General features: G+C 35.5%; 21 protein-coding genes. 18 read left to right on the top strand and 3 right to left on the bottom strand.

The window, feature by feature from the left end; genetic code table 11:
• Positions 1-11 precede the first annotated feature (11 nt).
• From mutY to HYQ40_03475, 10 genes are all read left to right on the top strand, one after another.
• On the top strand, positions 12-1,196 hold the full coding sequence (gene mutY / locus HYQ40_03520; GenBank protein ID MBZ6526832.1) for an A/G-specific adenine glycosylase: 1,185 nt from the start codon (positions 12-14) through the stop codon (positions 1,194-1,196).
• Positions 1,197-1,216: 20 nt separating this feature from the next.
• A complete protein-coding gene (locus tag HYQ40_03515; GenBank protein ID MBZ6526831.1) occupies positions 1,217-2,962 on the top strand; it encodes an ABC transporter ATP-binding protein in 1,746 nt (581 codons plus the stop codon).
• Complete coding sequence (locus HYQ40_03510) at positions 2,946-4,700, top strand: ABC transporter ATP-binding protein (protein ID MBZ6526830.1); 1,755 nt, start codon at positions 2,946-2,948, stop codon at positions 4,698-4,700. The genes HYQ40_03515 and HYQ40_03510 overlap by 17 nt, the downstream gene beginning before the upstream one ends.
• 288 nt (positions 4,701-4,988) lie before the next feature.
• Positions 4,989-5,540, top strand: a complete 552-nt coding sequence (locus HYQ40_03505; protein MBZ6526829.1) for a DUF402 domain-containing protein — start codon at positions 4,989-4,991, stop codon at positions 5,538-5,540.
• A gap of 306 nt (positions 5,541-5,846) precedes the next feature.
• On the top strand, positions 5,847-7,796 hold the full coding sequence (gene pulA, locus HYQ40_03500) for a type I pullulanase (GenBank protein MBZ6526828.1): 1,950 nt from the start codon (positions 5,847-5,849) through the stop codon (positions 7,794-7,796).
• Positions 7,797-8,181: 385 nt separating this feature from the next.
• Positions 8,182-8,811, top strand: coding sequence for a phosphoribosyl transferase (locus HYQ40_03495; protein ID MBZ6526827.1), 630 nt, complete (start codon positions 8,182-8,184; stop codon positions 8,809-8,811).
• Between the two features lie 150 nt (positions 8,812-8,961).
• Complete coding sequence (locus HYQ40_03490; protein MBZ6526826.1) at positions 8,962-9,423, top strand: flavin reductase family protein; 462 nt, start codon at positions 8,962-8,964, stop codon at positions 9,421-9,423.
• A 390-nt stretch (positions 9,424-9,813) separates the two neighbouring features.
• Positions 9,814-11,622 (top strand): glutamine--fructose-6-phosphate transaminase (isomerizing), encoded by a 1,809-nt coding sequence (gene glmS, locus HYQ40_03485; GenBank protein MBZ6526825.1) that lies wholly within the window; start codon positions 9,814-9,816, stop codon positions 11,620-11,622.
• A 99-nt stretch (positions 11,623-11,721) separates the two neighbouring features.
• Complete coding sequence (locus HYQ40_03480) at positions 11,722-12,315, top strand: acetate uptake transporter (protein MBZ6526824.1); 594 nt, start codon at positions 11,722-11,724, stop codon at positions 12,313-12,315.
• Positions 12,316-12,489: 174 nt separating this feature from the next.
• Complete coding sequence (locus HYQ40_03475) at positions 12,490-13,377, top strand: VOC family protein (protein ID MBZ6526823.1); 888 nt, start codon at positions 12,490-12,492, stop codon at positions 13,375-13,377.
• A gap of 49 nt (positions 13,378-13,426) precedes the next feature.
• Here the strand turns inward: HYQ40_03475 and HYQ40_03470 are convergent, their stop codons facing one another.
• From HYQ40_03470 to HYQ40_03460, 3 genes are all read right to left on the bottom strand, one after another.
• Positions 13,427-14,026 carry a nitroreductase family protein gene (locus tag HYQ40_03470; protein MBZ6526822.1) on the bottom strand — a complete coding sequence of 200 codons (600 nt, stop codon included), beginning with the start codon at positions 14,024-14,026 and terminating at the stop codon, positions 13,427-13,429.
• A gap of 274 nt (positions 14,027-14,300) precedes the next feature.
• Positions 14,301-16,091, bottom strand: coding sequence for a LysM peptidoglycan-binding domain-containing protein (locus tag HYQ40_03465; GenBank protein MBZ6526821.1), 1,791 nt, complete (start codon positions 16,089-16,091; stop codon positions 14,301-14,303).
• 409 nt (positions 16,092-16,500) lie between these two features.
• Entirely contained in the window at positions 16,501-18,141 is a 1,641-nt protein-coding gene (locus tag HYQ40_03460; GenBank protein MBZ6526820.1) for a phosphoenolpyruvate carboxykinase (ATP), read from the bottom strand.
• Between the two features lie 342 nt (positions 18,142-18,483).
• Between HYQ40_03460 and HYQ40_03455 the strand changes: the two genes are divergently transcribed.
• The 8 genes from HYQ40_03455 (at position 18,484) to glpO (ending at position 25,804) form a co-directional block, all read left to right on the top strand.
• Positions 18,484-18,684 (top strand): cold-shock protein, encoded by a 201-nt coding sequence (locus HYQ40_03455; protein ID MBZ6526819.1) that lies wholly within the window; start codon positions 18,484-18,486, stop codon positions 18,682-18,684.
• Positions 18,685-19,009: 325 nt separating this feature from the next.
• On the top strand, positions 19,010-19,246 hold the full coding sequence (locus HYQ40_03450) for a hypothetical protein (protein MBZ6526818.1): 237 nt from the start codon (positions 19,010-19,012) through the stop codon (positions 19,244-19,246).
• A gap of 467 nt (positions 19,247-19,713) precedes the next feature.
• The gene (dhaK, locus tag HYQ40_03445) at positions 19,714-20,706 is read left to right on the top strand and encodes a dihydroxyacetone kinase subunit DhaK (protein MBZ6526817.1); all 993 of its coding nucleotides are present in this window, start codon (positions 19,714-19,716) and stop codon (positions 20,704-20,706) included.
• A 13-nt stretch (positions 20,707-20,719) separates the two neighbouring features.
• On the top strand, positions 20,720-21,301 hold the full coding sequence (dhaL, locus tag HYQ40_03440; GenBank protein ID MBZ6526816.1) for a dihydroxyacetone kinase subunit L: 582 nt from the start codon (positions 20,720-20,722) through the stop codon (positions 21,299-21,301).
• A complete protein-coding gene (locus HYQ40_03435) occupies positions 21,301-21,675 on the top strand; it encodes a PTS-dependent dihydroxyacetone kinase phosphotransferase subunit DhaM (protein ID MBZ6526815.1) in 375 nt (124 codons plus the stop codon). Before dhaL ends, HYQ40_03435 begins: the two co-directional genes overlap by 1 nt.
• Positions 21,676-21,693: 18 nt before the next feature.
• Positions 21,694-22,404 carry an aquaporin family protein gene (locus HYQ40_03430; GenBank protein MBZ6526814.1) on the top strand — a complete coding sequence of 237 codons (711 nt, stop codon included), beginning with the start codon at positions 21,694-21,696 and terminating at the stop codon, positions 22,402-22,404.
• Positions 22,405-22,445: 41 nt separating this feature from the next.
• Positions 22,446-23,969: a glycerol kinase GlpK gene (gene glpK, locus HYQ40_03425; GenBank protein ID MBZ6526813.1), complete on the top strand. Its 1,524-nt coding sequence runs from the start codon at positions 22,446-22,448 to the stop codon at positions 23,967-23,969.
• Positions 23,969-25,804: a type 1 glycerol-3-phosphate oxidase gene (gene glpO / locus HYQ40_03420; protein ID MBZ6526812.1), complete on the top strand. Its 1,836-nt coding sequence runs from the start codon at positions 23,969-23,971 to the stop codon at positions 25,802-25,804. The genes glpK and glpO overlap by 1 nt, the downstream gene beginning before the upstream one ends.
• The last annotated feature ends 83 nt before the right edge of the window (positions 25,805-25,887 follow it).

Genomic DNA, 25,887 nt, shown 5'->3' with positions numbered 1-25,887 from the left:
AAGTGGATTAAATGACAAATAAAAGACAAACGTTAATTGAAACATATCCTATTGATTGGGATAATGAAAAAATACAAGCATTCAGAAAGCAATTATTAGATTGGTATGATGCCAATAAAAGAGACTTACCTTGGCGACAAACGAATAACCCGTATTATATTTGGGTAAGTGAAATTATGCTGCAACAAACACAAGTAAATACTGTTATACCGTATTATGAACGTTTTATTAAGGAGCTTCCGACGATTAAAGATTTAGCCGAAGTTGAAGAATCAGACTTGATGGGGCTATGGCAGGGGTTAGGTTATTACTCTCGGGTTCGCAATATGCAATTTGCTGCTCAACAGGTGATGGCAGACTTTAATGGAGAGATGCCTAATACTTTGGAAGGTTTACTCTCACTAAAAGGCATTGGTCCATATACAGGGGGAGCGATAGGTAGTATTGCGTTCAATCTACCAGAGCCAGCCTTAGATGGTAACCTAATGAGGATTGTTGCTCGGTTATTTGAAATTGATCGAGATATTATGCAAAACAAAACAAAGCAAGAATTTACTGGCATACTATATCAATTAATTGATCCAGAAAGACCCGGTGACTTTAATCAAGCGTTAATGGATATTGGAGCAACAATTATGACACCCACGAATTATCAACCCGTAGACAGTCCAATCAAAGAATTTGATCAATCTTATCAGAATGGGACAAGTCATCTATATCCGGTTAAGAAAAAGAAAACAAAAGCAACAGAGCATCATCGTATTGCCTATGCAATCAGAAATAATCAGGGCGAGTGGTTAATGCGAAAGCATAATGAAAAAGAACTGCTCACAGGCTTATGGCATTTCCCGATGGTTGAAGTGAATGTCGTTATGGAAGGAGCGACGAGTGAGGAATTGTTGGAACCCCTTGTCAATCACATAGATGGAAATATTGATACAAATGACCTGAAGTTGGATCAATCTTTAGTCATGAATGTAAAAGAAGGATATGAGCTTCTTCCAACTTTTTCCCAAGTAAAGCATGTGTTTTCGCACCGCATCTGGCATGTACAAGTCATGCCATTCTTGTTAAATCAGACTATCGACCTTTCTGATGAAGATTTCAGATGGGTAAGCATTGAGGGACTCGAAACCCTTCCCGTATCAACATTACAACAAAAATTATTTAATAGTATCGTTTCAGATAGAGAATAAATAAAAAAGTAGAGGTAAATATGAGCAGATTACTTAAATATTTTGAAGGTTATCGACTTAGCAGCATATTCGGACCTTTGATGAAATTAGCCGAAGCGGTTTTGGAATTATTAGTACCTATGATAGTAGCTTTAATTATTGATGTGGCAATACCTACAGGAGATGTTTCGAACATTATCAAATATATCTTAATGATGTTTGGTATTGCCGCAGCAGGTCTTGTATTTTCAATCACAGCACAGTATCTATCAGCTAAAGCAGCTGTTGGTTTTGCTGAGAATTTAACGGCAGATTTATTCAAGTTTGTCCTACAATTACCAAAAGAAGTTTATGGAAGACTCTCACCTGGAAGTATTGTCACACGATTAACGAGTGATACGTTCCAAATCCAAAGTGGATTAAATACATTCTTCCGACTATTCTTACGTTCACCATTTATTGTGTTTGGATCGTTAATCATGGCGAGTCAGATTGATGGGCGAATGACGATGATATTTGTTTTGATGATTGCAGTATTATTTGTAGTTGTTGGAGCAATTATCTATTTAGCCAATCCATTGTATACACAAATCCGTGAACAATTTGATTTACTTGTAACTCTTACACAAGAGCAGATGCGTGGAATGCGTGTTATACGTGCCTTTCAACAGAAGGCTAGAGAAGTTAATGAATTCAAGAACCAAAATAGTAATGTAACAAAAGATCAAATTCGAGTTGGATTTATTAATGCATTCACTAATCCGTTAACTTATGTCGTTGTGAATGTAGCCTTAATCATTGTACTTTGGCAAGGTGGGAACTATATTAATTCTGGCTCTTTAACTCAAGGACAATTAGTAGCTTTAGTGAATTATTTATTAGCTATATTAGTCGAATTAGTTAAGATAGCATTCATTATTACCCAATTAAACCGTGCTTATTCGAGCGCTAAGAGGGTAGTTACAGTTTTCGAACAACCGTTAGAATCGGAAGTTTTTGCTAATAGCAACGAGCAAACTGAACCAGAAAATACAGTTTTAAGTTTCCAAGATGTGACTTTTACTTATCCGGACGCAACAAAACCGTCTTTATCAAATATTGATTTTTCGGTTAAGCAAGGAGACTTTGTAGGTATTATCGGAAGTACTGGATCAGGAAAATCTACGTTACTTCAATTAATAACTAAAACATATGATGCTGAAGAAGGTAACTTATTCTTTCAAACAGATTATTTTGATACAAAATCAAGACGTGATTTGAGAGAGGATATTAGTGTTGTACCAAGTAATGTTGCCATGTTCAAGGGAACAATTCGCTCTAACCTATTAATGGGTAATCCAGAAGCAACAGAAGAGATGATGTGGCAAGCTTTAGAAGATGCCCAAGCATTAGATTTTGTTAGTACCTATCCAGAAGGACTAGATAAGGAAGTAGCGACATTCGGCCGTAATTTCTCAGGGGGTCAAAGACAACGATTAACAATTGCTCGTGCACTAATTAAGCCGTCGTCATTGTTAATCTTTGATGATTCAACGAGTGCTTTAGACTATGTTACGGAAGCAAACTTTCAGAAAACATTGAAAGAAAAGTATAACGACCGAACAATACTGATGATTTCACAACGAACACATAGTTTACAACAAGCGGACAATATTGTGGTGTTAGAAGAAGGAAGACAAATTGGGTATGCAAATCATGATACATTATTAGCTACAAATCCCGTTTATCAAGAGATTTATGCATCACAAAACGTTGAGGAGGTAGCGAATGATGAAGCAAAAAAATAGAAGTAGCTCAAGTATTTTAATGCGCTTATTCTCTGATTTATCGGGCCATAAACTATTAGTATTACTTTCCTTAATTTCGACCGTAGTCCAAGTTGGACTTACTGTTTATCTTCCAATCCTTATTGGTCAGGCGATTAACCAGACTATAGGTGAAGGACAAGTAAACTTTGATGTTTTAGCACCTACACTAATGAATATGGCAATTGTAATTGGTTTGAACGCTATAGTCCAGTGGACTAACCCAATTTTATTCAATAAGATTACTTATGAAGTCATAGAATCACTTCGAAATAGAGTACTTGAGAAAGTCCATTCTTTATCTTTAAACTTTATTGATCAGCGTAGTACTGGTGACTTAGTGAGTCGAATTACGACAGATACTGAACAATTAGGGGATGGATTGATTATGATATTCAATCAATTCTTTATTGGGATTCTAACAATTTTCATTACAATTATCACCATGGCACAACTTGATTTAACAATGATGATACTTGTAGTTGTCCTAACGCCGATTTCACTTTATATCTCGCGATTTATTGCTAAACGTAGTTACTCATTATTCCGTGAACAAACTGCAGCACGTGGACAACAAGCGGATTTTGTTGAAGAGAATATTCAACAAGCAGATATTGTAAGATTGTTTAATTCACAAGAAGAGGCGATTAAAACGTTTAATCAAATTAATTCTGATTATAGTGAAAAATCAAAATGGGCCATCTTCTACTCATCAACGATTAATCCAGGGACACGCTTTATTAATGCACTTATATACGCAGCCTTAACGTTCCTGGGTGCGGTTCGAATTGTGAACGGTACATTTTCTGTTGGTGAATTAACAACATTCTTAAACTATGCGAACCAATATACTAAACCATTCAACGATATCTCGAATGTGTTGGCAGAAATTCAAAGTGCTCTAGCCTGTGCTGATCGATTATATACGATTATTGATCAACCAGAAGAAGTTGAAACAGGGCATCAAATGATAGATGCAGCGAATGTAGACGGAAAAGTTAACTTTAACCTAGCATCATTTAGTTATACTCAAGATAAAGAGTTAATTACTGATTTAACTTTATCAGTAAAAGCAGGGGATACGGTCGCAATTGTAGGACCAACCGGAGCCGGTAAATCAACATTAATTAACTTATTGATGCGTTTTTATGATTTAGATCAAGGACAAATCTTGATTGATAATCAGCCAATCACCGACTTTACCCGTGAATCTGTTAGAAAACAATTCGGAATGGTACTTCAAGAGACCTGGCTAAAGGGTGGAACGATTCACGAAAATATCGCCTATGGTCATCCTGATGCTTCACGCGAGGAGATTATTAAAGCAGCTAAAGCCGCTCATGCTCATCGTTTTATTGAATTATTACCTGAGGGGTATGACACAGTCTTAAGCAATGGTGGTTCTGGTCTTTCAACAGGTCAACAACAGCTGATTGCTATCGCTCGTATCTTTGTATCGATACCAACAATGCTTATACTAGATGAAGCCACATCTTCAATTGATACAAGAACCGAAATTCTTATTCAAGAAGCATTTGACCGCTTAATGAGAGGTCGTACTAGTTTTATTATCGCCCACCGTTTATCAACGATAATGAATGCGGATATGATTTTAGTTATGAAAGATGGTTCAATTGTAGAACAAGGAAACCATGATAGTTTAATGCAAGCACGTGGTTTGTATTACACAATGCAATCATCTAGAAATGTAGAACAATAAAATAATATAGTAATCCTTACTGTATATGCGCAATCATATACAGTAAGGATTTTTATTTTATAAATGAAATTTGAGAAAAACTAATACAATCGGTTGTAATAAAATTTAAAGCTCGATTATAGTGACTTTTAAAGACTTATTATCTTCAGTTACTAGATAAAAATAGTAAATCTACAATTGTCAAATCATTTTGTAACACAAGTGTAAGTATTGTGTTATAATTATCGAGAATAACCAAACAGTCGATTGACTGGAACGGATTTTATTATATAGAAAGTGGGTTAAGTGATGAAACAACCGAAAGAAGGTGAATTCATCACTATTAAAAGTTATAAACACGATGGATCGTTGCATCGGACATGGCGTGATAATATGGTCTTAAAAACAAGTGAACAATCGATTATCGGTTGTAATGATCATACATTGGTTGTAGAATCAGATGGACGTAGATGGGTTACACGCGAAGTTGCGCTCGTCTATTATCATAAGCATTTTTGGTTTAATATAATCGCAATGTTACGTAAAAGAGGCGTTACATACTATTGTAACTTAGCGTCTCCATATGTGATGGATAATGAAGCCTTGAAATACATTGATTATGACTTAGATATAAAAGTTTTTCCAGATGGGGAAAAACGTTTATTAGATTTAGATGAATATGAAATTCATGGACGTCGGTATCATTATTCAGATGAGATAGATCGTATTATTAAATATCAGATACAAGAATTAGTGAGATGGATTGATGAAGGTCGCGGACCTTTTTCTCAAGAATTTATTGATATTTGGTATGAACGTTATTGCCAGCTAACGCATCGAAACAATATAGATAATAACTAAATAGTAGTGAATTCGCTTAAAAGGGAGATTATTGAATCGCCATTTAATGAGCGAGATGCGATGATATCCCACTGTATAAAAGCCCCTTAAAAGATCTTAAGTATCTTTTAAGGGGCTTTTTGTTTTGACAGACATTATATTTTGTGTATTATAGACTAACTAGAAGGATAATATATTAAAAACCAGATACACTAACAAAATACAAAAAAGTAACATATAATGATGATAGATTAGATTAGATTAGATTAGATTAGATTAGATTAGCTGCAATTATTCAAAGTAGAATGAAATTATAGGGGTAGTTTGATGGAACAATATAATAAGACGTCTGACGGAATGTTGAATTATGATTATAAATATTTAAGTAAAATAATTAATCAGATAAGTCACGATTCGGTTTTTGTTGAAAGGAATTATTATCCAGGGAAATTAGGTGCTTTATATAGTATAGAAGCAACTGAGTTTAAGTTATGGGCACCTACAGCTTCTCAAGTTGAGATATTAATTTATGATGGTCATTATGGTGTCTTAAAAGAAAATATCGTGATGAAGCGAACGAGTGGAGATAAGATATTTTCGCATACCATTCAAGGTGATCTTCATGGTCTAACGTATCGTTATCGATTGACGTTTTTTGACGGCAGAATCAACACCACTAATGACCCTTATGCTAAGGCTGTCACAGTAAATGGGCAAAGGTCGGTAGTTGTTGATTTAGAGAGAACGAACCCGTCCAATTGGGGAGAGCGCATGCCTGAGATGGATGATATTAATAAAACAGTTATCTATGAGCTTCACTTACGTGATTTTACAGTTGATTCAAATAGCGGTGTAACACATAAAGGCAAGTTTCTTGGTGCAATTGAAGAGAATGCAACAAACTCGAATGGCTCACCAACAGGCATAGATTATTTGAAAGACTTAGGGGTCACCCACGTCGAGTTTTTACCATTGTTTGATTACCAAACTGTAGATGAAACGGTTGAAAAGCCGAGAGAATATAATTGGGGCTATGATCCGCAAAACTATGGAGCTCCGGAAGGTTCGTATTCAACCAATCCATATGATCCATTTACACGAATTAAAGAGATGAAGCAAATGATTCAAGCATTTCATGATGCGGGACTTCGCGTGATTATGGATGTCGTATACAACCATGTATATGAAGTTGATGATCACAGCTTCCATCTAACAGTACCTGGCTATTTCTTCCGATACAATGATAGTGGTCAGTTTACCAATGGAACTGGAGTAGGAAATGATACAGCTTCAGAGCGGTATATGATGCGAAAATATATTGTGGATAGCGTGTCATACTGGGCTAAAGAATATCATATTGATGGATTTAGATTTGATTTAATGGGGATTCACGATACAACAACGATGAACACGGTTCGAAAAGCGTTAGATGAGATTGATCCTAGTATTTTGCTGTTTGGAGAAGGTTGGGATTTGTATACGCCTTTAAGTAAAAATAAAGTAGCAAACCATAACAACGCTGTATTCATGCCAAGAGTCGGGCAGTTTAATGATGGTTTACGAGAAGCGTTAAAAGGAAATGATTTTGAAGCAACTGCACGAGGTTTCATTAATGGTGCTTGGCATATGGAACAACAAGTTGCTCAAAATGTATTGGCAGGGGTAGACTTTGGTTCGTATAATGATCCGCAACAAGTAATTCAATATGTAGAAGCCCATGACAATTTCACTCTTTATGATAAATTGAGGGCTGCTGATCCGCATATGGAAGAAAATACAATCATTAAACGTCATGAACTAGCTACGACTGTCATACTTTTATCTCAAGGAATACCATTTATTCATGCTGGCCAAGAATTTTTACGCACCAAAAATGGTGTAAGAGATAGTTATAATAAACCTGATAGTATCAATAAAATTGATTGGGCGAGACAAGATAACTACCGAGAAAGCGTGGAACTTGTTAAAAACTTGATTAAGTTACGCCAAAAGGAACCTTTGTTCCACTTATCTACATATGAGGAGATTAAGGAACGTATCGAAGTGACTCGAGCAGATTATCAAATAGTCCAATTAACTTATAAAGGTGACGGATATAAATTATTCGTTACATTTAACGCTCAAGCGAATATGTTAAATGTCCCACTTAAAAAGGGAGAGTATATTAAGAAAGTATACAACCGACGAGTTTACTTGGATGATAATAATCAGACAGAGGAAATCGACAATATCTTAATTGATTCGTATACAACTTTAGTTTTAAAGAAATTTGATTAATCGCACTAAAATAATATAAACTACTACAATTGTTAAGCAATATCTAAACGATTGTAGTGATTTTTTATGCAATTGTTCAATTTTCGATTTTTCGATCTAGGAATAAGCTAAACTATGGATAAACGCTCATAGTTTTCTTCGACTTTATTAATTTAATATAGAATGTTCGTGTTTTTAAAAGAGATTAAATTAAAAGCGTAAATAAAAGTGTTTTTTGAAAAAATCATTACGAAATACTCTGATATTATGGTATATTTTAAGTATAAATAAATATATTTTATGTAACAGTGGATAAAGATAATAACCAGTCGTTATAATTCTATATTAGAATTTTAATCGATGTTATGGAGAAAAGTGTTTGTAAGCTATTAAAGAAAGGGGTAAGATGATGCGATTCAATGATAGAGAAGATGCGGCGAAGCAATTAACAGAAAAAGTAAAGGTGGACGAGCCAAAAAATACAATTGTATTGGCAATGCCACGTGGTGGAGTGCCATTAGGGCTGACAATAGCCAATGAATTTAATGTTCATTTTGATGTCATCTTAGCCAAAAAGATAGGTCATCCAATGAATTCAGAATTTGCGATTGGAGCGATGGCAGAAGGTGGCGAACCATTAATGAATGACGATATTCAAGTGAATTCAACTTGGTTTGAGAAGAGGATCAAACAAATTACTGGCGAGATTGATCGTCGTAGAGCGATTTATAGCGAAGTGATTGAGAAACAAACATTGACAGATAAACACGTCATTTTAGTCGATGATGGAATTGCGACAGGGCATACAATGTTTGCGGCAATTGAGTCTGTTCGCTCTAAGAAACCATTAAGTATTAGTGTGGCGGTTCCAATTATTCCAAATGACACATTTGAAGCCTTAGAAAAAGTCGTTGATAATGTTTATTACGTACAAATTCCGGAAGTATTTTTAGGCTCAGTAAGCGCCTATTATGAAAACTTCCCGCAATTAGATGATTATAGAGTGCAACAATTATTAGGTAAACAGTCCGTATAGTTGATAAAGCATCCCTCTCTAAATATAGAGAGGGATGCTTTTGTTTACAAACATTCTAATCCGTGTTAGATTAAATTGGATCAGAATTAACAAATAAAAAGGGCGGTATAAAAATTGGAAGATAAGACAGTTCAGTTATTTAAAGATGCAATGGCAAATTACCCCTCAGGCGTTGTGATTATTACAACGGCGAATGATGAAGGACTTCCTGTTGGTATTGCTGCTAACTCATTCACATCCCTCTCGATAGATCCGTTATTAGTGTTATGGTCAATCGGTAATAAATCGTCATCCTATGACATATTTAAACACAGTAAACAATTTGCCGTACACTTATTAGCTGGAAATCAATCAGAGCTTGTAAATGTGTTTTCGCGCAAGGATATCAATCGATTCGCTCAGATTGAGTGGAATTTTTCAGAAAGTGGCTTACCAATAATTGAAGGAGCCTATGCGACTTTTGAATGCGATACCTTTGAAACGATGGTGGCAGGCGACCATGCGATTATCATTGGAAGCGTCAAGCAGATCACAACCAATATTCAAAACCCGTTGTTATATCACCAAAGAAGAGTAGGACCGTTACCACTCACATTTCATGGAAATATATAAAGAGAAACCTTGTTACTTCAATAGTCTCTCGAGGTGTTTTTTGGGAAGACATCAGATTTAATTGACTGAAATTAAATAGATTAAAAACGTTGGTAATACTATATTGTTAAGGTTACGAGTTTAAATAAATAAAAAAACATTTTGACAAATAGTCTTCTATAAGATAAAGTAATATAGCTTTTAGAAAATAAATAAAAGGAGTATAAATATATAGGATAGCGCCAGGCCTTAAATATAAGGTGACGAGGATTGAACTTATCGAGATTTCGGCGGATGGTTCAAGGCAGTGTAATCTTTAAAGTTAATTAAAACCATTGTGTAAATATTGGTACAGAGATTAACTTATACACCTAAAAGCAAAATAACTAGGTGAAAAGAGGAAATAAATCAATGTGTGGAATTGTAGGATTTATTGGAGAAGGTAACGTACAAGAAGTTTTAATTGGTGGTTTAGAAAAATTAGAATACCGTGGATATGATTCAGCAGGAATTTTTGTTGTTGATAAAGAAGCTAATGGGTATCTATTTAAAGAAGAAGGTCGCATTGCGAAATTAAAAAGCGAAGTCAACTTTGATTTACAATCTGTAGTTGGAATTGGACATACACGTTGGGCTACTCATGGACCGGCAGCAACTTATAACGCTCATCCACATCGCTCAGCCAACCAACGATTTGTTCTTGTTCATAACGGTGTTATTGAGAATTATAAAGAGATTAAGGAAGAATATTTACAAGGTGTTGAATTATCTTCTGATACAGATACTGAAGTGGCAGTTGCTTTAATTGAATATTTTGTAGAAGCGGAAAAATTATCAACGAAAGAAGCCTTTAAAAAAGCTCTATCAGTGATCAAAGGATCGTATGCTTTTGGTTTAGTAGATCAATTAGATCCAAACGTTCTTTATGCTGCTAAAAATAAAAGTCCTTTATTGATTGGTAAAGGTGATGGCTTCAATGTCATCGTCTCTGATGCGATGGCAGCCATTGAACATACAAATGAGTATATCGAAATCAAAGATAATGAAATGATCACAATTACTCAAGATAAAGTAGTTATCGAAGACGTTGATGGAAATGTTGTTGATCGTGAGTCATATATTGCAGAATTAGATGCCAATGATTTAGAAAAAGGAGCCTATCCTTTCTATATGATTAAAGAAATCGATGAACAGCCTGCGGTATTGCGTCGTTTGGTTCAAGAATATCAAAATGATCAACATCAGTTCGAAATTGATACAGATTTAACAGACGACCTATTAAATAGTGACCGTGTGTATGTCATCGCTGCAGGGACAAGTTATAATGCAGGTTGGGCAAGTAAAGCCATTATGGAAAAAATAGCTAAAGTACCAACAGAAGTGCATTTAGCCAGTGAATTTGCTTATGATATTCCCTTATTAAGTGAAAAACCGTTCTTTATCTTCTTAACTCAAAGTGGTGAGACTGCAGATAGTCGCCAAGCTTTGGTTAAAGTGAATGAATTAGGTCATTCATCATTAACGATTACAAATGTTAAAGGATCAACACTATCACGTGAAGCCAGTCATACTTTATTACTTCATGCTGGTCCTGAAATTGCGGTCGCTTCAACAAAAGCTTATACAGCTCAAATTGCAGTTATGGCAATTTTAGCGGATGCGCTGCGGTCATTAAAAGCTGAAGAAGCAACGTTTGATATGGCAAAAGAAATTGGACTAGCAGCTTCAGCTATGGAATCAATCCTATCAGAGCGCGATGATATCAAAGCTTGGGTTGATTCAAACTTAATGGACACACGTAATGCCTTCTATATTGGTCGTACTGCAGATTATTATGTAGCAATGGAAGCGGCATTAAAGTTAAAGGAAATTTCTTATATCCAAACGGAAGCTTTTGCCTCAGGAGAATTAAAACATGGAACGATTGCTTTAATCGAAGAAGGAACACCAGTCATCGCTTTGATTAGTGGCGAATTAACTTCAGCTCATACGCGTGGTAATATCGAAGAAGTAAAAGCTCGTGGAGCGAATACGATGGTTATTTCAACACATGCTTTATCTAGAGAAAATGATCAATTCATTGTCTCTAACTTGAACGAGTTGTTGGCACCACTAGCTATGGTGGTTGTAACACAAATGATTGCTTATTATACAGCCTTAGGACGCGGTCTAGATGTGGATAAACCACGTAACCTTGCTAAAAGTGTAACCGTTGAATAAGACTCATTTATTTAAATAAAACTTAATAAACATTGCTAAACCCCAGTATAATAGGTACAATAAGAGGCAGTGTGTAAAATATTATATTGTACTGGAGATATGGAATTGGAAAAAGAAAAAAATGTTTTATTTAGTGAGATTACTGCAAACCCAGCACCTTTAGGGTTAATGGGCTTTGGTATGACAACAATACTGTTGAATATTCATAATGCAGGATTCTTTCCACTAGATTCAACGATCTTAGCTATGGGAATTTTTTACGGTGGTATGGCACAAGTTGTTGCGGGTATTATGGAATTCAAGAAAAATAATACGTTCGGAACGACAGCATTCACTTCATACGGATTCTTTTGGATGGCATTAGCAGCGCTGAATATCCTTCCAGAAATGGGATATGGAGAAGCGGCTAATTCACTTTCAATGGCGGCATTTTTATTTATGTGGGGCTTCTTCACATTGTTTATGTTCATCGCTACTTTACGCATTTCAAAAGCCTTACAAGTAGTTTTTGGAACATTGACACTTTTATTCTTCTTATTGGCAATTGGTAACTTTACTGGATCGACTTTAATATTAACAATTGCAGGATATGAAGGAATTATTTGTGGATTTACTGCAATTTATGCAGCGATGGCACAGGTAATTAATGAAACATATGGAAAAGTCGTATTACCAATTGGCGAAGTACAATAAGTTATTAAGTTTATAAAAAGGCTCCTTTGAATCAGTAATATTCTGATTCAAAGGAGCCTTTTTTTGTATTATTTTGAACAATTTGATATAAGGGCTATCACTCGACATCACCATTCATTCATTATACACTTTAAACAGAAAGTTACTTTGTCAATTTTAAAGGAGCGTATTGCTATGAGACAATTAATTTCAGCTCTATGGTTTGATAAGGAAGCAGAAGAGGCAGTCAATTTTTATACATCGATATTTGAAAATTCAAAAATCACTCGAAAAGAAACATTTAAAGATACACCTATCGGTGATTCTGAGGTTATTGCGTTTGAATTGGAAAATTTATCATTTGAAGCATTTAATGGAGGTAAGCGAGCTGACTTTAACTCATCAATATCAATCATGGTTTCAATGGCAACAGCTAAAGAAGTAGATGATTTATATGCAAAGTTATCCGTCGATGGCGTTGATCTAATGCCATTAGATAGTTATCCATTTAGTGAACGTTATGCCTGGGTTCAAGATAAGTTCGGAGTGACATGGCAAATTATAGTAGATGAAAGAAATGCTACTGATCATAAGCTCAAGTTAAATTTATTATTTAGTGGTGAGAGCTGTGGTAAGGCAGAAGATGCTTTAAATTATTATCATGAAGTTTTTAACCAATCAGAAATCGAAGCGGTATCTTATTATAATGAAGATGAAGCTGAGGATAACCGCGCAAAAGTGAATTTTAGTGAATTGAATATTAATAAGCAAAAGCTAGTTCTGATGGATCATGGAATGGGAGGCAACTTTAATTTCAATGAAGCTTATTCATTAATGATTTTATGCGGTTCACAAGCGGAAGTCGATTATTACTGGGATAAACTATCGCATGATTCAGCTTTCGAACAGTGTGGCTGGTTGAAAGACAAATTTGGTGTCCATTGGCAAATAATGCCCGTGAGGCTATATGAACTGATGAAAAATGGTTCTGAAGAAGAGCAGAAGCGTGTCACACAAGCAATGTTAAATATGAAAAAACTTGATATTGAAGCACTAGAAAATGCAATGTATGAATTGAGTTAAGCAAAAAGGCGATCTCCCAAAATGGGAAATCGCCTTTTAATTTGGTTAATTATTCACCGATTACAGTCACGCGTACTTCGTCATCAATATATTCTTTTTCGCCTGGTGTACCTTCAATCGAACCAAATGGCATTTGAGCAACCATTTCGTATGAAGCAGGTAAGTCAAACAGTTCTTTAACTGATTTATCAAAGCCTTGTTCAAAGCCAATATTCATATGCTGTAAGCTAGCTCCTAAGTTTAATTCAGCTAAGGCTAACCACATTGAGAATTGCATATTCGCATCATTATGATGCTTATATGTTTCAGCACGAACCCCTTCACCTAATCCTTCTTTAACTGCATCATGGTCTTCGAAGAATAAGATTGTACCCACTGCGCCTTTAGCACCTTCCATAACTCCTGAGAACATATCCCACATAGCACCTTGCATAACATCTTTTTGAACATCTAAGATATGGTCCCAGAATTTAACGTTATCTTCACCAAATAATACAACTAGACGAGTTGTTTGGCTGTTACTTGCAGACGGAATTTCTCTTGCTACTTCACGAATGCGACTAACAATTTCCTCTTTTGTTAAATCTATGTTGTTTCCAAGACCGTATACTGTACGACGTTGTTTAACTAAATCTGTAAATTGAGACATATATTAAAACTCCTATGATATAAAATATTTATTTTTTTACCACTTGAATCAAACGTATCAATATTTGGATGACAAGTCAAAATATTTAACTCGAATTCGATATAAATCCCAAAAGTGGCTTATTATAGCTGTTTTGTTAACTTTAGTTCATGCGTATCTAAATTTCAGAACTTACGTATAATTTTTTGAATTCATTTTTTAGTATTATAATGAATGTATAATATTATAATTAAATAAAAAATACTCCCGTGAGGGAGTATTTCATTGCTATAAATTATTTAGGTTGGAAGTATAGAACAAAACTTCCTTTAAAGTAGTTCACATAATAATTTACGTGTTCATTATAATCAAAATTCTCTTCAGCATAAGTTACCGCACTGTTAACTGTTGGGAAATATTTTTCTACTAAAGTCATCCCAGACATGTAAGCTAAGTCACCAGGTTCGGGTGCAACAAATTCAGGTGTTTCCGGGACTTCCTCAGATCCGTCAGGGATAAGTAAGACATCGCCAATTTGTAAGTTATTATTAGTTAAATCATTGGCATCTTTAATGGCTTCAACGGTTGTTCCAAATTGTTGTGCAATTTTATATAAGTAATCGCCCGCTTGAACAGTATAGTAAGTTTCAGAGGGTGTTTCTTCGTCGTCATCGTCCTCTTCAGATCCGTCAGGGATAAGTAAGACATCGCCAATTTGTAAGTTGTTGTTAGTTAAATCATTGGCATCTTTAATGGCTTCTACAGTTGTTTCGAATTGCTGTGCGATTTTGTATAAGTAGTCTCCTGCTTGAACAGTATAGTAAGTTTCAGACGGCGTTTCTTCGTCGTCAGTTCCGTCAGGGATAAGTAAGACATCGCCAATTTGTAAGTTGTTGTTAGTTAAATCGTTTGCTTCTTTAATGGCTTCAACGGTTGTTCCAAATTGTTGTGCGATTTTGTATAAGTAATCTCCTGCTTGAACAGTGTAGTAAGTTTCAGACGGCGTTTCTTCGTCGTCACTATCGTCTTCTTCAGAACCGACAGGGATAAGTAAGACATCGCCAATTTGTAGATTGTTATTAGTTAAACCATTGGCTTCTTTAATAGCTTCTACAGTCGTTCTGAATTGTTGTGCGATTTTGTATAAGTAGTCTCCCGCTTGAACAGTATAGTAAGTTTCAGACGGCGTTTCTTCGTCGCCATCATCGTCTTCTTCAGAACCGTCAGGGATAAGTAAGACATCGCCAATTTGTAGATTGTTGTTAGTTAAATCATTTGCATCTTTAATAGCTTCAACAGTTGTTCCGAATTGTTGTGCGATTTTGTATAAGTAGTCTCCCGCTTGAACAGTGTAGTACGTTTCAGATGGAGTTTCTTCGTCGTCATCGTCTTCTTCAGAACCGCCAGGGATAAGTAAGACATCGCCAATTTGTAGATTGTTATTAGTTAAACCATTGACATCTTTAATGGCTTCAACGGTTGTTCCAAATTGTTGTGCGATTTTGTATAAATAGTCTCCTGCTTGAACAGTGTAGTAAGTTTCAGACGGCGTTTCTTCGTTACCATTATCCTCATCGTCATCTTCAGCAGAATCAGAAGGGATGAATAGGACATCTCCAATCTGTAAATTATTACTTACAAGATTGTTTGCTTCTATTAAATCTTCAGTCGTCATTCCAAAGCGATTGGCTATTTTATATAGGTAATCTCCTGGTTTAACAACATAATAATGACCATTTTCCGAAGTAGGTTGCACCGTTTGTGTTTCATCTACTATATTATCAGTTTCTTTATTTGTCGTTTCGTCAGTGATTTCTGAAGAAGTTTCTTCTTCAATCGCTTCCTCATTAGGAGATTGAACAATTAATTGATCTCCAATTTGTAAATCATTTGATGATAAATTATTCCATTCAATCAATTCATCTACTGTCACATCGTATTGAGGAGCAATATTATATAAATACTCCCCAGCTTCAACGGTATGAGTTGTTTGTTGAGCCTGAACATTCAATGGGGCAACGCCTAGTACTGCTACTACCGCCAATGCACTCATTGACGTTGTTAAAATTTTTCTTTGTAATTCCATTTCTATTGCTCCTTTTCTCAAGTTGTATTGTTACGTAAATATTACATAACCGTTACATTTATGTTAACTATAATACAGGATAATGTCAATGGATAAAGATGAAAACTCTTACAATTTTCTTATACTTCTTAAATAATTCATAAATATTAACAAAATATAAAAACTAAGGTGTGCTTGATGAGTGAAAAAGAGCGATGAGCAATCTAATTTCCCTTGTCACCAAATGACCTGTCCCGTTAACCGTTTAATTTCCCTTGTCGCCTCATGACCTGTCCCGTTAACCGTTTAATTTCCCTTGTCACCAAATGACCCGTCCCGTTAACCATCCAATTTCCCTTGTCACTAGATGACAAGTCCCGTTAACAAAAAAATCCCCATTGCCATTTAATGACAATGGGGGATTCAAATCCTAGCCTAATGAATCAACTAACTCTTTTAGTGCTTGAGTAATTTCTTCAGGTAAGCTATCTTCGGGATTTTCTTTGTTGTAATTTTGAATGTAGTCTAATCGAACTTGCATTCTGTCTTTTAATAATTTTGTATATTCAGAATCATCGAATGGAACAGGGAACTTATCTAATGGAAGGAACTCGAAACTTTTGATTGGTCCAAAGTTTTCAAACTCTGCTTTACCTTCAACAATTGCTTCAATAACTCCGAGCGAGTCTTCGGGTGTTACTTTTTCACCAAGAAATTCACCAGTATTGATGATATAAGCATCTACGCCGTCTTCGAATAATGACTTAAATTTGTCAAAATCTTCTACTAATGGATATGCCCGGAATGGATTTGCGTAAGGTTCAATAACTAATTGGTCTAAACTATCTGTTGTATTCTCAGCACTTGTTCGTTTTGTAGCTAAAGTACAACCAAATGTTGATGCAAGTAGTGGATCCGTTATTTTAACTAAAGGTGGTAATGAGTCATCTTTCATAATCCAATAAATAGCGTTAATTGGATCTTCAATCTTATCAACACGGTTAGGTGTCGAATATCTAGACTTCACTGTACGTCCATTACCATTTCGTATATCTTCTGTTACAAGAACGCGTTCATTATTTTTATTTAATGTAACCCCTACGTTTTGAACAGTGACAAAATAATCTTGTTCCACATGTCCAGCAGGGTAGTCATTCGTTTTATCAAAGTATGATGGCTCTAAAGCTACTGATGAACCGTCCTCAGTATTAATAATAAATGCATCGTCGTGAAGTACTTCAATTTCGTATTTGTCGCCATGTTTAGCATGAGTTAAAGTAGATTTACCCGAACCAGAAAGACCGAAGAATGAAGCGACGTGATTTTCGATTTCTTTTGACTTAAATTTCTTTAAACCACCATGACAAGCAACATAATTATTTCGATGCGCTGTTGCCCAGGCAAGCGTTAGAGTTCCTTTTTTTATTTCACCAAAGTAGTTCATACCTAAGATACAGGCAACATTCTGATTTGCGTCAATATAAGATAATCCAAGTGGGTAATCAGGGTGAGTCCAATCCGGATCATAGAAGATATAGATATCGTTTTCATCATATTCTTTTGAATCTTGGTAACGACTTGCATATGTATCATTATAAATTTGGAAGTTCATTAACCAAGAATACATATTGTTACATTCTTTTTCTGGCATCGTAATATGCGCTCTAACCATAAAGACTTCATCTAAACCAACAATACCCGTTGTTTTGATAAAGGGTCTCAAACTAGCGTCATAGATCGCCTCGCGAACAATGGGGAAGAGTTCTTTATCTTCCTTTGCATCTAAGCCTACGACTCGACGGGCTTGGGCTGTTCTACCTACCGTAGCTCCATCATTTACAAGTAGAACTTGAGCGTCTTGCGGTAATTCTAATTCCTCAGCATGTTTAACGGTAGCATCTAATACAATTGTTTGCGGTGCATTTTTAGCCAATTCATACGCTTCTTTGACAGAAGTAATTTCTCGTGTATTATTTGAATAAAAGGCAGTTTCAACAGTTGTCTTTAAAGAAGAGAAGTGCGGGTTACTTTTGCGAATAGTTTCAGTCGAGTGATTCCTAATAGTTCCCATAATTACCAACCTTTCAAATTTTATTTAAATAATATTGCTGACATAAAGAAACGTAAAACATTAGAACATTCCTATATAAATATATTATATCCCTGTTCAAGTCTTTTGTTAAGCGTTTTCACTTATTTCATTCAGAAACACAGCTTAGAAACTGAATTACAAAAAGTTAAAACTATTTTGTTAAAAAGCTTTACATACCCAAAAACTCATGCTATACTATGTCTTGTGGTATTAGTTAACAAATTAATTGGCTTTCTATTCTTTACAGATTAAATCCATTTATTTTTTGAAACGATATATTGCAAATACAACGTGCATAAGCACATAATGGAGGAAATTAGTATGAATACAGGTACAGTTAAATGGTTTAACGCAGATAAAGGGTTCGGGTTCATCGAACGCGACAACGGTGGAGATGTTTTTGCACATTTCTCAGCTATCCAAGGTGACGGATTCAAAACATTAGAAGAAGGACAAAAAGTTTCTTTTGATATTGAAGAAGGACAACGTGGAGAACAAGCAACTAACATCAACAAAATCTAATTTTAAATAAATAGATATTTTGACAGCCTAGTACTAGGCTGTCTTTTTTTTTGGTTATTTTTTCATATATTATGTTATTTTTAAAGAGAAAAGTACAGCTAAAATGAGATGTAAATGAATTATCGAGAAGTAATGTAGGCGATAGAAATCCTAGGTAACGATAGAGTGAAGAAGATGTATATGTCGAATGGAGTTAATGAACCTGTCTTTGGAGTAGCTTCTGGGTCGATGAAAGCGATGCGTAAAGAAATAAAAAAATCAAAAGTTAGCAGAGTAATTATATGTAACAGGCAACTATGATGCAGTGATTGCTGGTCATAATGTAATGACAGAAGAGGATTTTGATTGTTGGATTGATAAAGCTTCATTCTTTATGTTATCTGATGATATTATAGCGGTAACTCTAACTGAATCTGAGTTAACTCCAATGGTATCTTGTAAATGGACTTCTAGTGGTGATGAGTTGAAGATGTTTGCAGGTAGGAGTTGCTATTGTCGGCAACTTGATCGACTTGAAGTTAATGGATTCTCAGAAGACCGGAAAGAACTAAGGATTCAATGACTAATTTTGTTTATATTGTCGGTATTCTATTTACACTTTTAAGTTAAAAGACTGTAGTTACAACAAAAACAATCGATTAAGTTGAAATATATCATGAATGTAGAAAAACAAGACTTAATTACTTTAGAAAATAGATAAAGTAAGACTACGCTTCAATCGTCGTTACGTCAGATGTAAAACAAAGTTAAGTCTATTGATGTTTATATTGGCTACATTATCAATGAATATAATTTGTATAAAAAACACGAATTTCAATGAGAAAAATTCGTGTTTTTTTGTTTCAAATTATTTTAACTATACATGCATTTGATTACTGAATAAATATACAATTCGGGATAAGTTATAAAGGCAAGTTTTTAACACTAGTTATAAATATATTTAATATGTAAATGCAAGTGTATTAATTGATTAAAGCGATTTCATCAAGTATTATTAAGTTATTATAATATAGAGGAGAGTGCCATTTCATGAAGAAAATTATGAATGATCCTAGTCAAATTGTTGACGAAATGTTAGATGGTTTAGCGTATGCGCACAACGATATTGTAGAAAGATTAGATGGGTTTGATGTAATTGTCCGTAAATCTGAAAAAAACAATAAAGTTGCTGTTATATCTGGAGGTGGAGCTGGTCATGAACCATCACACGCTGGTTTTGTAGGAGAGGGTATGTTATCTGCTGCAGTGAGTGGACCGGTATTTACATCACCTGCACCAGATCAAATTGTAGAAGCGATAAAAGCAGCAGATGAAGGTGTGGGAGTCTTCTTAGTAATCAAAAATTACTCGGGAGATGTCATGAACTTTGAAATGGCGCAAGAATTGGCTGAGATGGATGACATCGAAGTTGAGACGATTATTGTAGATGATGATATAGGTGTGGAAGACTCGTTGTACACACAAGGAAAACGTGGTGTAGCGGGTACTGTTTTGGTGCATAAAATTATTGGCTACTATGCATCGCAAGGAAAAACGTTAGCGGAAATTAAAAAAATTGCTGATACTTTAGTTCCAAATATTCATACAATTGGATTAGCGTTAACGGGTGCGACAACACCTGAGGGTGGGAAGCCAAGTTTTAATCTGGCAGATGACGAAATAGAGTATGGTGTAGGTATTCATGGAGAGCCGGGATATCGATCTGAAAAGTTAAAACCATCTAAAGGATTAGCGCAAGAGTTAGTGTCTAAACTATTAGAATCATTTGAAGCGAAAGAAAATGAAAAATATGGTGTGTTTGTTAATGGTATGGGTGGAACACCTCTAATGGAACAATATGTCTTTATAAATGATGTTCGCCAACTGTTAGAAGATAGTAAGTTAGATGTAGTTTATAAAAAAGTTGGGGATAACATGACATCATTAGAGATGCAAGGTTTATCTTTAACATTAATTAAACTAGAAGATAATCAATGGTTAGAAGCTTTAAATACACCTGCTAAGACAATTGCCTGGAAATAGGAGAGGTTCATAAATGGAATTAGAAGTAGTATTAAAATGGATGGACTTGTTTAATGAAAAGATCCAAGAAGAGAAAGTGAAATTAACAGAATTAGATACACCAATCGGAGACGCAGATCATGGGAATAATATGTCTCGTGGGATGAAGGCTGTAACAGAAGCACTAGAGAACGATAAGCCAGAAACAGCGGCTGATGCTTTAAAAGTTGTTGCGAAAAATCTTATTAGCAAAGTAGGAGGGTCGGCTGGACCATTATATGGCTCAGCGATATTAGGAATTGCTAAGGCTGTTCAAAATGATGCTGATCTAGGTGAGGCACTAAATGATGGATTGGAGGCAATAAAGAAACGTGGTAAAGCCACTGAAGGTGAAAAAACAATGATTGATACGTGGGCCCCAGTAGCTAAAGCGGCTCAAGAGGGGGATTTAAATTCACAGGTTATTCAAGATGGTGTCAATAGTACAAAAGACATGAAGGCGACAAAAGGACGAGCTTCTTACGTCGGTGATCGTTCAATTGGGCATATTGATCCCGGTGCATATTCTTCAGGATTATTATTTGAAGCATTTATTGAAGCAGGAGGGATAAAGTAATGTCAGAATATGGAATTGTCATAATATCACATTCAAAAGATATCGCTCAAGGGGTTCATAACTTATTAGATGAAGTAGCCAAAGATGTAAGCATTACTCATGCAGGAGGAGATGAAGACGGAGGGATTGGAACGTCTTTTGATGCTGCGTTTGAGATGATTGAAAAGAATCCAAAAGATAAACTACTCGCATTTTTTGATTTAGGTAGTGCAAAGATGAATCTTGAGATGGCAATAGAGATGTCTGATAAAGACATAAAAGTTTATTCTGTACCAGTTGTCGAGGGAGCTTATACAGCGGGAGCTTTATTACAAGCCGAAGCAAGTATTGAAGCCATAGAATCACAATTAGATGAATTAAAAATTAATAAATAAAAAATGGAGGTAAAGGTTATGGATTTTATAGGGGAATTATTAGGGACATTTATACTTGTATTATTAGGTAATGGTGTTGTTGCCGGTAACGTATTAAAAGGTACTAAAGGCGAAAATACTGGTTGGATTATGATCACACTTGGTTGGGGTCTTGCAGTTACACTTGGGGTTTTGGTTTCAGGGTTTTATAGTCCAGCTCATTTAAACCCAGCAGTATCTATCGCTTTTGCGGTTCTAGGACAAGTATCATGGGGAACTGCATTTATGTATATTATTGCACAGATGATTGGAGCGATGTTAGCACAAGTTGTAGTATGGTTACAATATTTACCACATTGGGATATGACACAAGATCCAGCTACAAAATTAGCAGCATTCTCAACTGCACCAGCTGTACGTGATACTCCATCTAACTTCTTAGGTGAGGTTGTAGGTACGGCAGTATTAGTTATTGGAGTCATGGCTATGGGACCTAATAATTTGTCGTCAGGATTTGGACCATTTGTAGTTGGTGCGATCGTTGCTTCAATTGGACTGTCACTAGGTGGGACAACAGGTTATGCTATTAACCCAGCCCGTGACTTAGGACCACGTATTGTCTATCAATTCTTACCAATGAAGAATAAAGGAACGGCAGATTGGGGTTATTCATGGATTCCAGTTTTAGGACCAATTGTTGGTGGTGTTATTGGTGGTTTAATTTATAACTTAGTTTTAGCAGGGATTTAATTTTTTTGGTACTCGCTGATGTCTATATATAAAAGGAGAGAATATTAATGGCAGAAAAATATATTATGTCAATTGATCAAGGTACAACGAGTTCTCGTGCAATTATAGTAAATAAAAAAGGTGAAATTATCGGAAGCGGTCAAGAGGAATTCGAACAAATTTATCCTCAAAGTGGATGGGTAGAACATAATGCCAGTAAGATTTGGAATAACGTACAAGGTGTTATTTCGAAAGCAATTATTGAAAGTGAACTACAACCCGAAGATATTGAAGCGATTGGTATTACGAACCAACGTGAAACAACCGTAGTCTGGGATAAAGAGACTGGGAAACCAATTTATAATGCGATTGTATGGCAATCTCGCCAAACGGCTCCAATAGCGAACCAATTAATTAAAGATGGACATACGGATTTTTTCCAATCAAAGACAGGGCTAATTATTGATGCATATTTCTCAGCTACAAAAGTTCGCTGGATTTTAGATGAAGTTGAAGGAGCTCAAGAACGCGCTGAAAATGGGGAATTATTATTTGGAACAATTGATTCATGGTTAGTCTATAACTTAACTGGTGGAGATGTTCACGTAACAGATTATTCAAATGCTGCTCGAACAATGTTATTTAATATCCATGAATTAAAATGGGACGAAGAAATTCTAGAATTATTGAATATTCCAGCCTCAATGCTACCAGAAGTTAAATCAAACTCAGAAGTATATGGACATACTAAAACGTATCACTTTTATGGGCAGGAAGTTCCAATAGCAGGTATGGCAGGAGACCAACAAGCGGCATTATTTGGTCAAATGGCATTTGAGCCAGGAATGGTTAAGAATACATATGGAACAGGTTCATTCATGATTATGAATACGGGTGAAGAAGCAAAGTCATCTGAGAATAATCTTTTGACGACAATTGGTTATGCTATTGACGGTAAGATTCATTATGCTTTAGAAGGCTCAATCTTCGTAACAGGAGCAGCTATTCAATGGCTACGTGATGGACTAGAATTATTTAAAGAGTCACCAGAAACTGAAGCAATGGCTTATAGCTCAGAAAGTGAAGATGAAGTTTATCTAGTGCCTGCATTTACTGGGTTAGGTGCTCCGCATTGGGACTCAGATGCACGTGGTTCAGTGTATGGCTTAACTCGCGGCACAACAAAAGAGGACTTAGTTAAAGCAACATTACAATCTATCGCTTATCAATCTCGTGATGTTTTAGATACGATGAATAAAGATACTGGGTTAGAGATTGAAGAATTACGTGTTGATGGTGGAGCTGCAATGAATAAATACTTAATGCAATTCCAAGCAGATATCGCAAATGTAAAAGTAGTTCGTGCAAAATTATTAGAAACAACTGCATTAGGTGCAGCATACTTAGCTGGTTTAGCGGTTGGGTATTGGAAAGACCAAGAAGAATTAAAACGTTTGATTGAAGTTGGAGAGACATTCGAACCAGAAATGGATGACGAAAAACGTAACTCATTATACACTGGCTGGGAAAATGCAGTAGACGCAACAATCTATTACGCTAAAAAGAGCCAAGGAGGAGAAAAATAGTGACAGTTCTATCATATCGCTCAAGATCTGAAGTAATAAAACAATTACAGTCGGATACGTTTGATTTAGTTATCATTGGTGGCGGTATTACGGGAGCTGGACTTGCTTTGCAAGCGGCTGCGAGTGGTTTGAAGACGGCGTTACTTGAGATGCAAGACTTTTCTGAAGGAACGAGTAGTCGCTCAACTAAACTAGTTCACGGTGGCTTACGTTACTTGAAGCAATTCGATGTAGAAGTTGTATCGGAGACAGTTCAGGAACGTGCGGTTGTACAAGGTATTGCACCACATATACCAAAACCTGATCCAATGCTACTGCCTTTATACGATGAACCAGGTGCCTCTTTTACTCGTTTAGAGCTTAAAGTTGCGATGGATTTATATGATCGACTCGCTGGTGTTGAAGAAACAGATTATGCTAATAAGCTCTTGTCTAAAGAAGAAGTATTAGAAAAACAGCCCAATTTAGCGCAAGAGAATTTAATAGGTGGTGGCTTTTACTTAGATTATCGTAATAATGATGCGAGATTAGTCATCGAAAATATAAAACAAGCTAGTGAAGATGGGGCTGCGGTAGTAAGTCGAGTAAAAGTAACAGGATTTGAATACGATGATAATCAAAAGATTCGTTCTGTTATAGTCGAAGATAAATTTACTAATGATACTTTTGAAGTGAATAGTCATGTTGTGATAAATGCTACAGGACCATGGAGTGATACAATCAGAGAGTTAGATACAGAAGTGGATTCAAAACCACAAATGCGTCCTACAAAAGGGGTTCATTTAGTTGTTGATGCCAAGAAATTACCAGTTAACTCACCAGTATACTTTGATAGTGGTGAAGGAGATAAACGTATGGTATTCGTATTACCAAGGGAAACTAAAACGTACTTTGGTACTACAGACACAGATTATGATGGGGACTTAAAGCATCCTCAAGTAAGCTTACATGATGTTGAATACTTACTTGAGATAGTTAATCGTCGTTTTCCCAAGGCGGATATTAGAATTGAAGATATAGAAGCAAGTTGGGCAGGACTTCGTCCACTTATCTCGGGAAATAGTGGTTCAGACTATAATGGTGGGCACAATGGTTCTCTTTCTAACGAAAGTTTTGAGGATTTAGCTTTATTATTTACAGAATATAATGAAGGTAGAGTCCCAAGAGCTGAAGTAGAAAAAGGTATCAAAGAGGCTAATCGTGATAATTCTGAATCTGGTAATGATCCATCAGCTGTCTCTCGTGGAAGTGATTTATCTATGAGTGACTCTGGATTATTGACCTTAGCTGGTGGGAAGATAACTGACTACCGTAAAATGGCTGAAGGGGCAATGAAAGTTATTATAGATGAATTAAAGCAAAAGACAAATCAAACCTTTAGTTTAATTAATTCTGAAACTTATCAAGTATCGGGAGGTCATTTTGATAAATCCAAAGTAGAAGAATCGATAACAAGCTTTGCAAAGCAGTATGAAGAAGTAGGGCTTAATTCTGAAGATGCAGAGTATCTAGCTAATCTTTATGGGTCAAATGTTGAAAGAGTATTGAAATATTTAGACCAAGCAAAGGATTATTCATCAAGATTATCATTGCCGGAGAAAGATGCGATAAGTTTATTATATGCTATTTATGAAGAAGGTATATTAACGAGTGAAGACTTTTTCTTACGTCGTACTAACTATATGCTTTTTAGAACGGATGAGATGGCTGCTTTAGTAGAACCAGTCCAAGCAATCATTACTGAAAAGTTGAATTTAAGTTCAAAAGAAAGTGAACGACAAACAATTGAATTAGCTGAATCAATAAAAGAACATGCACTTGAAGATTTAAAGTAACAATAAAATTAATACAAGATAATCCCATTTAAGTCAGTAAAAAACAGACAAATCAATATTTGATTGTAGGCGTTTTACTTTAC

The sequence above is a fragment of the Aerococcaceae bacterium DSM 111021 genome, from assembly GCA_020112395.1.
GTDB lineage: Bacteria > Bacillota > Bacilli > Lactobacillales > Aerococcaceae > Ruoffia.
This window is presented reverse-complemented; position numbering and strand designations above follow the sequence as displayed.